Source organism: Rhizobium sp. Leaf306 (assembly GCF_001423425.1).
In the GTDB taxonomy this organism is placed as follows: domain Bacteria; phylum Pseudomonadota; class Alphaproteobacteria; order Rhizobiales; family Rhizobiaceae; genus Neorhizobium; species Neorhizobium soli.
This window is the reverse complement of sequence record NZ_LMNX01000001.1, coordinates 1-14049: the sequence shown is the minus strand read 5'-3', so window position 1 is coordinate 14049 and position 14049 is coordinate 1. Positions and strand designations below refer to the sequence as shown.

The 14049-nt window shown below is 57.8% G+C and carries 9 protein-coding genes; 8 read left to right on the top strand and 1 reads right to left on the bottom strand.

Annotated features, from left to right (window positions below; translation table 11 throughout):
- The first annotated feature begins 173 nt into the window (after nucleotides 1–173).
- The 4 genes from rplJ to rpoC all read left to right on the top strand — a co-directional run bounded on the left by rplJ (nucleotide 174) and on the right by rpoC (nucleotide 9897).
- Nucleotides 174–692 carry a 50S ribosomal protein L10 gene (gene rplJ / locus ASG19_RS00040; RefSeq protein ID WP_062453166.1) on the top strand — a complete coding sequence of 173 codons (519 nt, stop codon included), beginning with the start codon at nucleotides 174–176 and terminating at the stop codon, nucleotides 690–692.
- Nucleotides 693–747: 55 nt separating this feature from the next.
- Entirely contained in the window at nucleotides 748–1122 is a 375-nt protein-coding gene (rplL, locus tag ASG19_RS00035) for a 50S ribosomal protein L7/L12 (protein ID WP_062453165.1), read from the top strand.
- Nucleotides 1123–1369: 247 nt separating this feature from the next.
- Entirely contained in the window at nucleotides 1370–5500 is a 4131-nt protein-coding gene (rpoB, locus tag ASG19_RS00030; RefSeq protein ID WP_062454716.1) for a DNA-directed RNA polymerase subunit beta, read from the top strand.
- 188 nt (nucleotides 5501–5688) lie between these two features.
- Complete coding sequence (gene rpoC, locus ASG19_RS00025; protein ID WP_062453164.1) at nucleotides 5689–9897, top strand: DNA-directed RNA polymerase subunit beta'; 4209 nt, start codon at nucleotides 5689–5691, stop codon at nucleotides 9895–9897.
- Nucleotides 9898–10007: 110 nt separating this feature from the next.
- Here the strand turns inward: rpoC and ASG19_RS00020 are convergent, their stop codons facing one another.
- A complete protein-coding gene (locus ASG19_RS00020; protein WP_062453163.1) occupies nucleotides 10008–10301 on the bottom strand; it encodes a hypothetical protein in 294 nt (97 codons plus the stop codon).
- A 499-nt stretch (nucleotides 10302–10800) separates the two neighbouring features.
- Between ASG19_RS00020 and rpsL the strand changes: the two genes are divergently transcribed.
- The 4 genes from rpsL to ASG19_RS24665 all read left to right on the top strand — a co-directional run.
- Nucleotides 10801–11172: a 30S ribosomal protein S12 gene (gene rpsL, locus ASG19_RS00015; RefSeq protein ID WP_042618537.1), complete on the top strand. Its 372-nt coding sequence runs from the start codon at nucleotides 10801–10803 to the stop codon at nucleotides 11170–11172.
- A gap of 81 nt (nucleotides 11173–11253) precedes the next feature.
- Nucleotides 11254–11724 (top strand): 30S ribosomal protein S7, encoded by a 471-nt coding sequence (gene rpsG, locus ASG19_RS00010; protein ID WP_062453162.1) that lies wholly within the window; start codon nucleotides 11254–11256, stop codon nucleotides 11722–11724.
- Nucleotides 11725–11757: 33 nt separating this feature from the next.
- Nucleotides 11758–13857, top strand: coding sequence for an elongation factor G (gene fusA, locus ASG19_RS00005; RefSeq protein WP_062453161.1), 2100 nt, complete (start codon nucleotides 11758–11760; stop codon nucleotides 13855–13857).
- Between the two features lie 94 nt (nucleotides 13858–13951).
- Nucleotides 13952–14049 (top strand): GTP-binding protein (locus tag ASG19_RS24665; protein WP_141681087.1); only part of this gene is annotated, 98 nt, incomplete at its 3' end.

Sequence of the window (14049 nt, the reverse complement as noted above, 5' to 3'; positions counted from 1 at the left end):
GCGTTGTCAATTCGGTTCGAGCCTTGTGTGCCTTAAGCCTGAAGCCTTCGTGGCGACAGAGCGGGGGGACAGGATCCTCAACCGCCACGGACGGTCCGTCAAACGATCGTTCGAGGCAAAGGCAAACCCGGTAGGGCCTGCAGGATTGCGGTCCTATCAACTGGAGACAGACAGTGGAAAGAGCGGAAAAACGCGAATTCGTCACGGAGCTGAATGAAGTCTTCAAGGCTTCTGGTTCAGTTGTCGTGGCCCACTATGCTGGTGTCACAGTTGCGCAGATGAACGACTTCCGTTCAAAAATGCGTGCTGCTGGCGGCACCGTCAAAGTCGCGAAGAACCGCCTGGCCAAGATCGCTCTTCAGGGTACGGAAGCAGAAGGGATCTCCGATCTCTTCACCGGTCAGACACTCATTGCCTACAGCAATGACCCGATCACTGCTCCCAAAGTCGTCGTGGATTTCGCCAAGACTAACGACAAGATCGTTGTCCTCGGTGGAGCCATGGGAACAACCACGCTCAACGCTGAAGCAGTCAAGTCGCTTGCGACCCTGCCTTCGCTGGACGAGCTTCGTGGCAAGCTGCTGGGCCTCTTGAACGCCCCGGCTACCCGCATTGCAACGGTTGTATCCGCACCAGCAGCTCAGCTTGCTCGCGTGTTTGCGGCTTACTCAAAGAAGGACGAAGCCGCGTAAGGCGGTTTTTCGCTGTTCAAAACCAAGTTCGAACCGAATATAAGGAACTGATAAAATGGCTGATCTCGCAAAGATCGTTGAAGACCTGTCCGCCCTGACCGTTCTGGAAGCTGCTGAGCTTTCCAAGATGCTCGAAGAAAAGTGGGGCGTTTCGGCTGCTGCTCCTGTCGCAGCTGCTGCTGCTGGCGGCGGTGCTGCTGCTGTCGTTGAAGAAGAAAAGACCGAATTCGACGTTATCCTCGTTGAAGCCGGCGCTAACAAGATCAACGTCATCAAGGAAGTCCGCGCAATCACAGGTCTCGGCCTGAAGGAAGCTAAGGACCTCGTCGAAGGCGCTCCTAAGGCTGTCAAGGAAGCCGTTTCCAAGGCTGAAGCTGCAGACCTCAAGAAGAAGCTTGAAGACGCAGGCGCCAAGGTCGACGTCAAGTAATATCGGAATACGGTGGGGGAGATCAGTCTCCCCCGCTTTCTTCCTCCGAAACTATTACCCAGGGATCGTGAAAACGGCCCCTGGGTAATGGGTTCTCAAGAGGATGGTCCTGAACCGAACCGAGAAGGCAATCCGGCCTTTCGCTTTCGGGAAGTAGGACGAGTTTGAGAATACCATGTTCGACGGGATCGACTGGCCAGCGAACCCCGTCCGTTGCAGGCCCGGATGCAATTTTGAAGGAGCGACGATGGCTCAGACCCTTTCATTTAACGGTCGCAGGCGCGTACGCAAGTTTTTTGGGAAAATCCCCGAAGTCACAGAAATGCCGAACCTTATCGAGGTTCAGAAGGCGTCTTACGATCAGTTTCTGATGGTTGAAGAGCCGAAGGGTGGTCGTCCGGACGAAGGTTTGAACTCCGTGTTCAGGTCTGTCTTCCCGATCAGCGATTTCTCCGGCGCTTCCATGCTCGAATTCGTGTCCTACGAATTCGAACCGCCGAAGTTCGACGTCGAAGAATGCCGTCAGCGCGATCTGACCTACGCAGCGCCTCTCAAGGTGACGCTGCGTCTCATCGTGTTTGATATCGACGAGGATACGGGCGCGAAGTCCATCAAGGACATCAAGGAACAGTCCGTCTACATGGGCGACATGCCGCTCATGACCGACAACGGCACGTTCATCGTGAACGGTACCGAACGCGTCATCGTGTCTCAGATGCACCGTTCGCCAGGCGTGTTCTTCGACCACGACAAGGGCAAGAGCCACTCGTCCGGCAAGCTGCTTTTCGCTGCTCGCGTCATTCCGTATCGCGGTTCCTGGCTCGACATCGAATTCGACGCCAAGGATATCGTCTACGCGCGTATCGACCGTCGCCGCAAGATCCCCGTCTCGTCGCTGCTGATGGCACTCGGCATGGACGGCGAAGAAATCCTGTCGACGTTCTATACGAAGTCCAACTATGTTCGCGACGGCGAAGGCTGGCGCATTCCGTTCAACGCCGAAACCCTCAAGGGTGCCAAGGCGCTGTCGGAAATGGTTGACGCCGATACGGGCGAAGTCGTTGTGGAATCCGGCAAGAAGCTGACCCCGCGTCTGCTTCGTTCGCTGACCGAGAAGGGCCTCAAGGCCATCAAGGCAACGAATGACGACCTCTACGGCAACTATCTGGCCGAAGACATCGTCAACTACTCGACGGGTGAGATCTATCTCGAAGCCGGCGACGAAATCGACGAGAAGACCCTCAAGGTCATCCTCGACCACGGTTTCGACGAGATCCCGGTTCTCGGCATCGACCACATCAATGTTGGCGCCTACATCCGCAACACGCTGGCCGCAGACAAGAACGAGCATCGTCAGGATGCACTGTTCGACATCTACCGCGTCATGCGTCCGGGCGAGCCGCCGACGATGGACTCGGCCGAAGCCATGTTCAATTCGCTGTTCTTCGATTCGGAGCGTTACGATCTCTCCGCCGTCGGCCGCGTGAAAATGAACATGCGTCTCGACGTCGACGCTCCAGACACGATGCGCGTTCTGCGCAAGGACGATATCCTGGCCGTGGTCCGGATGCTCGTCGAACTGCGTGACGGCAAGGGCGAAATCGACGACATCGACAACCTCGGCAACCGCCGTGTTCGTTCCGTCGGCGAACTGATGGAAAATCAGTACCGTCTCGGCCTGCTCCGCATGGAGCGCGCCATCAAGGAACGCATGTCGTCTATCGAGATCGACACCGTCATGCCGCAGGACCTGATCAATGCGAAGCCGGCTGCTGCCGCGGTTCGCGAATTCTTCGGTTCCTCGCAGCTGTCGCAGTTCATGGACCAGGTGAACCCGCTTTCGGAAATCACCCACAAGCGTCGTCTTTCGGCACTTGGCCCGGGTGGTCTGACCCGCGAGCGCGCAGGCTTCGAAGTCCGCGACGTTCATCCGACCCACTACGGCCGTATTTGCCCGATCGAAACGCCGGAAGGCCCGAACATCGGTCTAATCAACTCGCTTGCAACCTTTGCCCGCGTCAACAAGTACGGCTTCATCGAAAGCCCGTACCGCAAGATCATCGATGGCAAGGTCACGAAGGACGTCGTCTATCTCTCCGCTATGGAAGAGGCGAAGTACTACGTTGCGCAGGCGAACTCGGAACTCACCTCCGAAGGCACCTTCGTCGAAGAGTTCGTGGTCTGCCGCCATTCCGGCGAAGTCATGCTGTCCCCGCGCGACACCGTCAACCTGATGGACGTTTCGCCAAAGCAGCTCGTCTCCGTCGCAGCGGCTCTGATCCCGTTCCTCGAAAACGACGACGCCAACCGCGCCCTCATGGGGTCCAACATGCAGCGTCAGGCGGTTCCGCTGGTTCGCGCCGAAGCGCCGTTCGTCGGCACCGGCATGGAGCCTGTGGTTGCGCGTGACTCCGGCGCGGCGATCGCTGCCCGCCGTAGCGGTGTTGTGGACCAAGTGGATGCGACCCGTATCGTTATCCGTGCGACGGAAGACCTCGAATCCGGCAAGTCCGGCGTCGATATCTACCGCCTGCAGAAGTTCCAGCGCTCCAACCAGAATACCTGCGTCAACCAGCGTCCGCTGGTCGCCGTCGGCGACATTCTGAACAAGGGCGACATCATCGCTGACGGTCCTTCGACCGACCTCGGTGACCTGGCTCTTGGCCGCAACGCGCTCGTCGCGTTCATGCCTTGGAACGGCTACAACTACGAAGACTCGATCCTCATGTCCGAGCGCATCGTGTCTGACGACGTGTTCACCTCCATCCACATCGAAGAATTCGAAGTGATGGCGCGCGACACGAAGCTTGGTCCTGAAGAAATCACGCGCGACATTCCGAACGTATCGGAAGAAGCGCTGAAGAACCTCGATGAAGCCGGCATCGTCTATATCGGCGCCGAAGTTCAGCCGGGCGACATCCTCGTCGGCAAGATCACACCGAAGGGCGAAAGCCCGATGACGCCTGAAGAAAAGCTTCTGCGCGCCATCTTCGGTGAAAAGGCTTCCGACGTTCGCGACACGTCCATGCGTATGCCTCCGGGCACGTTCGGCACCGTCGTCGAAGTTCGCGTCTTCAACCGTCACGGCGTCGAAAAGGACGAACGTGCGATGGCGATCGAACGCGAGGAAATCGAACGCCTCGCCAAGGACCGCGACGACGAACAGGCGATCCTCGACCGTAACGTCTACGGCCGTCTGATCGAGATGCTCCGTGGTCAGGCGTCTGTCGCCGGTCCGAAGGGCTTCAAGAAGGGCGTCGAGCTCTCCAACGCCGTCGTCTCCGAATATCCCCGCTCCCAGTGGTGGATGTTTGCGGTCGAAGACGAAAAGGTACAGGGCGAGATCGAAGCACTGCGTGGTCAATACGACGAGTCGAAGTCGCTGCTCGAGCATCGCTTCATGGACAAGGTCGAAAAGGTCCAGCGCGGCGACGAAATGCCTCCGGGCGTGATGAAGATGGTCAAGGTCTTTGTCGCTGTGAAGCGCAAGATCCAGCCGGGCGACAAGATGGCCGGCCGTCATGGTAACAAGGGCGTTGTTTCGCGTATCGTGCCTGTCGAAGACATGCCGTTCCTCGAAGACGGTACCCATGTCGACATCTGCTTGAACCCGCTGGGCGTGCCTTCGCGCATGAACGTCGGTCAGATCCTCGAAACCCACCTTGCCTGGGCTTGCGCCGGCATGGGTAAGAAGATCGGCGAGCTCCTCGACGAATACCGCAAGACCATGGACATCGGCGAGCTGAAGACAGTTCTGACCGACGTGTATGCCAGTGAGGCCAAGAACGAAGTCGTCGACTTCGACGATGACTCGCTGGTCAGACTTGCCGAACAGTCCCGCAAGGGCGTCTCCATCGCAACGCCGGTTTTCGACGGTGCGCATGAACCAGACGTTGCTTCGATGCTGAAGAAGGCCGGTCTGCACGAAAGCGGTCAGTCGACCCTGTACGACGGTCGTACCGGTGAAGCCTTCGACCGTCAGGTGACTGTTGGCTACATGTACATGATCAAGCTGAACCACCTTGTGGACGACAAGATCCACGCGCGTTCGATTGGTCCGTACTCGCTCGTCACCCAGCAGCCGCTCGGTGGTAAGGCTCAGTTCGGTGGTCAGCGCTTCGGGGAAATGGAAGTCTGGGCTCTGGAAGCTTACGGCGCCGCCTACACCCTGCAGGAAATGCTGACGGTGAAGTCGGACGACGTGGCAGGTCGTACCAAGGTCTACGAGGCGATCGTCCGAGGCGACGACACGTTCGAGGCAGGCATTCCGGAGAGCTTCAACGTTCTCGTCAAGGAAATGCGCTCGCTGGGTCTGTCGGTCGAACTGGAAAATTCCAAGCTCGATACGGCTGACGCACTGCCCGACGCGGCTGAATAAAATTTGACAAGGGGCGTGCGGGGGCAACCGCGCACGCCATTCCCTCCGCCGGTGGAGTTTGCATCGGGTGAGGGGAGTTTTGCCGCATTCTGCGGTTATTGTCATTTATGGATCGAGGATCGGCATCCCGGGAATTTGCCGGTACCGCGACCCGACTGAGGGCGTTACGCCCCATCAAGGAGACAGGCATGAACCAAGAGGTCATGAACCTTTTCAACCCGACAGTGCCCGCACAGCACTTCGATTCGATCCGGATCTCGATTGCGAGCCCGGAAAAGATCCTGTCGTGGTCCTACGGCGAGATCAAGAAGCCGGAAACGATCAACTATCGTACGTTCAAGCCTGAACGCGATGGTCTTTTCTGCGCGCGCATTTTCGGACCGATCAAGGACTACGAATGCCTGTGCGGCAAGTACAAGCGCATGAAGTACAAGGGCATCATCTGCGAAAAGTGCGGCGTTGAAGTCACACTGTCGCGCGTTCGCCGCGAGCGCATGGGCCATATCGAGCTCGCTGCTCCGGTCGCCCACATCTGGTTCCTGAAGTCGCTGCCTTCGCGTATCTCGACACTGCTCGACATGACGCTGAAGGATGTCGAACGCGTGCTGTATTTCGAGAACTACATCGTCACCGAGCCTGGCCTGACGTCGCTGAAGGAAAATCAGCTTCTGTCGGAAGAGGAATACATGATCGCCATCGACGAGTTCGGTGAAGATCAGTTCACGGCGATGATCGGTGCTGAAGCCATCTACGAGATGCTGGCATCGATGAACCTCGAAAAGATCGCTGGCGACCTTCGCACGGACCTTGCTGAGACCACTTCGGATCTCAAGCAGAAGAAGCTGATGAAGCGCCTGAAGATCGTTGAGAACTTCATGGAATCCGGCAACCGCCCGGAATGGATGATCATGAAGGTCGTTCCGGTCATCCCACCGGATCTGCGCCCGCTGGTTCCGCTTGACGGCGGTCGTTTCGCGACGTCCGACCTCAACGATCTGTACCGCCGCGTCATCAACCGTAACAACCGTCTGAAGCGCCTGATCGAACTGCGCGCTCCCGGCATCATCATCCGCAACGAAAAGCGCATGCTGCAGGAATCTGTGGACGCGCTGTTCGACAACGGCCGTCGTGGCCGCGTCATCACCGGTGCCAACAAGCGTCCGCTGAAGTCGCTGTCCGACATGCTCAAGGGCAAGCAGGGCCGCTTCCGCCAGAACCTTCTCGGCAAGCGCGTCGACTATTCCGGTCGTTCGGTCATCGTGACCGGTCCGGAACTGAAGCTGCACCAGTGCGGCCTGCCGAAGAAGATGGCGCTCGAGCTGTTCAAGCCGTTCATCTACGCCCGTCTCGACGCCAAGGGTTATTCCTCGACCGTCAAGCAGGCGAAGAAGCTGGTTGAAAAGGAAAAGCCGGAAGTCTGGGATATCCTCGACGAGGTCATCCGCGAGCATCCGGTTCTCCTCAACCGCGCACCGACGCTCCACCGCCTGGGCATCCAGGCCTTCGAACCAATTCTGGTTGAAGGCAAGGCCATCCAGCTGCATCCGCTCGTCTGCACGGCCTTCAACGCCGACTTCGACGGTGACCAGATGGCTGTTCACGTGCCGCTCTCGCTGGAAGCCCAGCTTGAAGCCCGCGTGCTGATGATGTCGACCAACAACATTCTGCACCCGGCAAACGGCGCACCGATCATCGTTCCTTCGCAGGACATGGTTCTCGGCCTGTACTATCTGTCGATCCTCAATCAGAACGAGCCGGGCGAAGGCATGGTCTTCTCGGACATGGGCGAACTGCACCATGCTCTGGAAAACAAGGTCGTCACCCTGCACGCCAAGATTCGCGGTCGTTTCAAGACGGTCGACGAGGACGGCAAGCCAGTTTCCAAGATCTATGAAACGACACCTGGTCGTATGATCATCGGCGAACTTCTGCCGAAGAACTTCAAGGTGCCGTACGAGACCTGCAACCAGGAAATGACCAAGAAGAACATCTCCAAGATGATCGACACGGTCTACCGCCACTGCGGTCAGAAGGACACGGTCATTTTCTGCGACCGTATCATGCAGCTCGGCTTCACCCATGCGTGCAAGGCTGGCATTTCGTTCGGTAAGGACGACATGATCATCCCGGACTCGAAGGTGAAAATCGTCGGTGATACCGAAGCCCTCGTGAAGGAATACGAACAGCAGTACAACGACGGCCTGATCACTCAGGGCGAGAAGTACAACAAGGTCGTAGACGCCTGGGGTAAGGCCACCGAGAAGGTCGCCGAAGACATGATGGCCCGCATTAAGGCTGTCGAATTCGACGCAGAGACCGGTCGCCAGAAGCCGATGAACGCGATCTACATGATGTCCCACTCCGGCGCCCGTGGTTCACCGAACCAGATGCGTCAGCTGGGCGGCATGCGCGGCCTGATGGCGAAGCCGTCGGGTGAAATCATCGAGACCCCGATCATCTCGAACTTCAAAGAAGGCCTGACCGTTAACGAGTACTTCAACTCGACCCACGGTGCCCGTAAGGGTCTCGCAGACACCGCCTTGAAGACGGCGAACTCCGGTTACCTGACCCGTCGTCTCGTCGACGTGGCCCAGGACTGCATCGTCAACATGGTCGATTGCGGCACCGAGAGCGGTCTCACCATGACCGCCATCGTTGACGCCGGTCAGGTTGTTGCGTCCATCGGTACCCGCGTTCTCGGTCGTACGGCCCTCGACGACATCGATCATCCAGTCACGGGTGAGCGCATCGTCGATGCTGGTCGCATGATCCTCGAGCCCGATGTCATCGAGATCGAAAAGGCCGGCATTCAGTCGATCCGTATCCGCTCTGCACTGACCTGCGAAGTTCAGACAGGCGTATGCTCGATCTGCTACGGCCGTGACCTTGCGCGCGGTACCCCGGTCAACATGGGTGAGGCTGTCGGCGTTATCGCTGCTCAGTCGATCGGTGAGCCTGGTACCCAGCTGACCATGCGTACGTTCCACTTGGGTGGTACGGCAAACGTGGTCGACTCGTCGTTCCTGGAAGCGTCCTATGAGGGCACGATCCTCATCAAGAACCGCAACATGCTGCGCAACTCGGAAAACGTTCTCGTCGCAATGGGCCGCAACATGTCGGTTACCATTCTCGACGAGCGTGGTGTCGAGCGTTCCTCGCAGCGCGTTGCCTACGGTTCGAAGCTGCATGTCGATGACGGCGACAAGGTTCGTCGTGGTCAGCGTCTTGCAGAGTGGGACCCCTACACACGCCCGATGATGACGGAAGTCGCCGGTACGGTGTTCTTCGAGGACATGGTCGACTCGATTTCGGTATCGGAATCGACAGACGAATCCACGGGTATCACCAAGCGTCAGGTTATCGACTGGCGTTCGACCCCGCGCGGTATCGATCTGAAGCCTGCAATCGTCATCAAGGACGCTTCGGGTGCGATCATGAAGCTGTCGCGTGGTGGTGACGCCCGCTTCAACCTCAACGTCGATGCCATCTTGTCCGTAGAACCGGGCAGCAAGGTATCGCAGGGCGATGTTCTGGCGCGTATCCCGATGGAAAGCGCCAAGACCAAGGACATCACCGGTGGTCTGCCGCGCGTTGCCGAACTGTTCGAAGCTCGTCGTCCGAAGGATCACGCCATTATCGCTGAGATCGATGGTACGATCCGCCTCGGCCGCGACTACAAGAACAAGCGTCGCGTCCAGATCGAGCCTGCCGAAGACGGTGTCGAAGCAGTCGAATACCTGATCCCGAAGGGCAAGCCCTTCCACCTTCAGGAAGGCGACTACATCGAAAAGGGCGACTACATCCTCGACGGCAATCCTGCGCCGCACGACATCCTGGCGATCAAGGGCGTGGAAGCACTTGCTTCCTACCTGGTCAACGAAATCCAGGAAGTCTACCGTCTGCAGGGCGTTGTCATCAACGACAAGCACATCGAAGTGATTGTTCGTCAGATGCTTCAGAAGGTCGAGATCACCGATAGCGGCGACAGCCAGTATATCGTCGGTGACAATGTCGACCGGATCGAGCTTGACGATGCCAACGACCGTCTCATCGAGGAAGGCAAGAAGCCTGCGTTCGGCGACCCGGTACTGCTCGGCATCACCAAGGCATCGCTGCAGACGCCGTCCTTCATCTCGGCTGCATCCTTCCAGGAAACCACAAAGGTTCTCACGGAAGCTGCAATCGCCGGCAAGACAGATACGCTGCAGGGTCTGAAGGAAAACGTCATCGTCGGCCGTCTCATCCCGGCTGGTACTGGCGGCACCATGACGCAGATCCGCCGCATCGCCACTTCGCGCGACGACCTCATCCTCGAGGAACGTAAGAAGGGTTCGGGCGCAAGCTCGGCTACACCGATGCTGCAGAACATGAACCCGGAAAAGACTCCGGCCGAATAAGGCTGCGAGGGTAGGGCGGCCGGAAACGGGCGCTCTCTTTTCAGGAACGCACCACAAAAAAACGCCCGGAGCGATCCGGGCGTTTCCGTTTATCTAGATCTAAAATAAGTTCAGTCGAAGCGAATGATCGCGACTTCGCCCTCAAGCGCACCCTGATAGGCGGATGCATGCGGCTCTTCCGGCGGCTCGTCGGTCAGGACGCCGATCTGATCGAGGTCGGCCTCCAGGAAGCCTTCTTCGGTCAGCGCGTTCAGCGCCTCGCGTACGGCGGAGTCATCGTCGGGTGCGCGCAGAATGACATGCATCTCGATGCCTTCGCCGCCCTTGGTCTCGTAAGCCTTGCCGATAATGATGAAAATCATCGGGTCATCGAGCGTGTTGTCGTTATCGGCGGGGTTTGCCATGTGCAATCTCCAGGTAAAGGGGCTGACGCTTCATTGTCATCAAGAGGCAAGAGCGAGGAATGTTCCAAAACCTCCTTTATTGCCATATTCAGTGATTCCCAAACGGAAATGCCGGGGTCGAACTTTAATGTTTTGGGGCGGCTTTTCAGGCGATCGAAAACCCCGGTAAACAAGGCTTTCCGCCATTATTTTCGGGCCAGCTCTTGACGCAGAAGGGTTAAGTCAGTAAACGCCGCGGCATCGGACACCATGTGAGACATGTGCGTCTGGAGAGTCTTTCTCCGGAGTTCGCCTCAAACAGGTTTCCAAAAAACGCACGTTGACTACAAGAATGCTGCACGCACGACGCGCTTTCAATGCGTCCTCTGCCTTATGTGGTCCATCCGGATACGGATCGGGCCACGTTTCGTGCATGAGGAGATGTGTGTGTCGCCGCCGGAAACGGCATCCGAATGGTCCCGAAAGGGGCTTGAAAGAAGATTTTGCAAGGGATGGGTATATGCCTACCGTAAACCAGCTGATCCGTAAGCCACGCCAGGCGCAGGTAAAGCGCAACAAGGTTCCTGCTCTGCAGGAAAACCCGCAGAAGCGCGGCGTTTGCACCCGCGTTTATACGACGACCCCGAAGAAGCCTAACTCGGCTCTGCGTAAGGTTGCCAAGATTCGCCTCACCAATGGCTTCGAAGTCATCGGCTACATTCCGGGTGAAGGTCACAACCTGCAGGAACACTCTGTCGTCATGATCCGTGGCGGCCGCGTAAAGGACTTGCCAGGCGTTCGTTACCACGTCATCCGCGGCGTTCTCGACACCCAGGGCGTCAAGAACCGTAAGCAGCGCCGTTCGAAGTATGGTGCGAAGCGTCCGAAGTAATCCTTCGGATTTCCAATTTTCCGGCGCTGCGCGAGGTTCTCCGCGTGATAAAGCGTCTAAACCGTTTGAGAGACGAGTAATATGTCCCGACGCCATAGTGCAGAAAAGCGTGAGATCAATCCGGACCCTAAGTTCGGCGATTTGATCGTCACTAAGTTCATGAATGCCATCATGCTTCACGGCAAGAAGTCTGTCGCCGAAAGCATTGTCTACGGTGCGTTTGACTCCGTGCAGGGCAAGTCCAAGGCCGATCCGCTCGGCATCTTCCACACAGCCCTCGACAACGTCGCTCCGCACGTCGAAGTCCGTTCGCGTCGTGTTGGTGGTGCAACCTATCAGGTCCCGGTCGACGTTCGTCCGGAGCGCCGTCAGGCTCTCGCCATCCGCTGGCTGATCGCTGCTGCCCGCAAGCGTAACGAAACCACCATGATCGATCGCCTCTCGGGCGAACTCATGGATGCTTCGAACAACCGTGGCAGCGCCGTCAAGAAGCGTGAAGACACCCACAAGATGGCGGACGCAAACCGCGCATTCTCGCATTACCGTTGGTAATCTTCATCCGATCGAGTTTCGAAAGGCAGTCCTATGGCTCGCGAATATAAAATCGAAGACTACCGCAACTTTGGTATCATGGCGCATATCGACGCCGGCAAGACCACGACCACAGAGCGGATTCTTTACTACACGGGCAAGTCGCACAAGATCGGCGAAGTTCATGATGGCGCAGCCACCATGGACTGGATGGAGCAGGAGCAGGAGCGTGGGATCACCATCACCTCCGCTGCGACCACGACCTTCTGGAAGGGCCGTGACGGCAAGATGCGCCGCTTCAACATCATCGACACTCCCGGCCACGTCGACTTCACCATTGAAGTCGAACGTTCGCTGCGCGTGCTCGACGGTGCGATCGCTCTTCTCGACGCAAACGCCGGCGTAGAGCCGCAGACGGAAACCGTCTGGCGTCAGGCCGAGAAGTACCATGTCCCGCGGATGATCTTCTGCAACAAGATGGACAAGACCGGCGCTGACTTCTACCGCTCGGTAGAAATGATCAAAACCCGTCTCGGCGCCATCGCTGTTGTCATGCAGCTCCCGATCGGTGCAGAAACCGAGTTCAAGGGCGTCATCGATCTCATCGAGATGAATGCCCTGATCTGGCGCGACGAGTCGCTCGGCGCTGCCTGGGACGTCGTCGAGATTCCTGACGACATGAAGGAAAAGGCTGCCGAATACCGCGAGAAGATGATCGAACAGGTCGTCGATATCGATGAAGAAGCCATGGAAAACTACTTGAACGGCATCATGCCGGACAATGACAAGATCCGTGCGCTGGTTCGTCGTGGTACCATCGACGTCAAGTTCCATCCGATGTTCTGCGGCACTGCGTTCAAGAACAAGGGCGTTCAGCCTTTGCTCGACGCCGTTGTCGAATATCTGCCTTCGCCGCTCGACATCCCGTCCATCAACGGTATCGACGTCAAGACCGAAGCCGAAATCGCCCGTCATCCGTCGGATGATGAGCCGCTTTCGATGCTGGCCTTCAAGATCATGAACGACCCCTTCGTTGGTTCGCTCACCTTCGCCCGTATCTATTCCGGCAAGCTCACCAAGGGCACGGCCGTCATGAACACGGTCAAGGAAAAGCGCGAGCGCGTCGGCCGCATGCTGCAGATGCACTCCAACTCCCGTGAAGACATCGAAGAAGCCTTTGCAGGCGACATCGTGGCTCTCGCAGGTCTCAAGGAAACCACGACCGGCGACACCCTGTGTGATCCGCTGCACCCGGTTATCCTCGAGCGTATGGAATTCCCTGAGCCGGTCATCCAGATCGCCATCGAGCCGAAGACCAAGGGCGACCAGGAAAAGATGGGCCTCGCGCTTAACCGCCTGGCTGCTGAAGATCCTTCGTTCCGCGTCAAGACGGATGAAGAATCCGGCCAGACGATCATCGCCGGCATGGGCGAACTGCATCTCGACATCCTCGTCGACCGCATGCGTCGTGAATTCAAGGTAGAAGCTACTGTCGGTGCGCCGCAGGTTGCCTACCGCGAAACCATCACACGCACGCACGAAGAAGATTACACGCACAAGAAGCAGTCCGGTGGTACCGGTCAGTTCGCGCGCGTCAAGATCGTCTTCGAACCGAACCCAGATGGCGACGAATTCAAGTTCGAATCCAAGATCGTTGGTGGTTCCATTCCGAAGGAATACATCCCCGGCGTTCAGAAGGGTATCGAGAGCGTTCTGTCTTCGGGTCCGCTCGCGGGCTTCCCGATGCTCGGCGTCAAGGCAACCCTGATGGACGGCGCCTTCCACGACGTCGACTCCTCGGTCCTCGCGTTCGAAATCGCATCGCGTGCTTGCTTCCGTGAAGCGGCAAAGAAGGCTGGCGCACAGCTTCTCGAACCGATGATGAAGGTCGAAGTTGTGACGCCGGAAGATTACGTCGGTGACGTTATCGGCGACTTGAACTCCCGTCGTGGCCAGATCCAGGGCCAGGAACAGCGCGGCATCGCGATCGTTATCAACGCTCACGTTCCGCTCGCGAACATGTTCAAGTACGTCGACAACCTGCGCTCCATGTCGCAGGGCCGTGCACAGTATTCGATGACCTTCGATCACTACGCACCGGTTCCGTCGAACGTCGCGACCGAAATCCAGGCTAAGTATTCCGGTCAGAAGTAATCGGAATACCGATCCAAAATACGCCTCGGCCTCGTGCCGGGGCGACAACAAGAATTGGAGCCCTTGAGGGCTCACGCAAAATGGAGAGCCGGAAATGGCAAAGAGCAAGTTTGAGCGCAATAAGCCTCACGTCAACATTGGCACGATCGGTCACGTCGACCACGGCAAGACGTCGCTGACTGCGGCGATCAC

Coding starts and splice junctions, on each gene's coding strand:
- rplL (WP_062453165.1), top strand. CDS start 748: ATGGCTGATCTCGCAAAGATCGTTGAAGACCTGTCCGCCCTGACCGTT.
- rpoB (WP_062454716.1), top strand. CDS start 1,370: ATGGCTCAGACCCTTTCATTTAACGGTCGCAGGCGCGTACGCAAGTTT.
- rpoC (WP_062453164.1), top strand. CDS start 5,689: ATGAACCAAGAGGTCATGAACCTTTTCAACCCGACAGTGCCCGCACAG.
- ASG19_RS00020 (WP_062453163.1), bottom strand. CDS start 10,301: ATGGCAAACCCCGCCGATAACGACAACACGCTCGATGACCCGATGATT.
- rpsL (WP_042618537.1), top strand. CDS start 10,801: ATGCCTACCGTAAACCAGCTGATCCGTAAGCCACGCCAGGCGCAGGTA.
- rpsG (WP_062453162.1), top strand. CDS start 11,254: ATGTCCCGACGCCATAGTGCAGAAAAGCGTGAGATCAATCCGGACCCT.
- fusA (WP_062453161.1), top strand. CDS start 11,758: ATGGCTCGCGAATATAAAATCGAAGACTACCGCAACTTTGGTATCATG.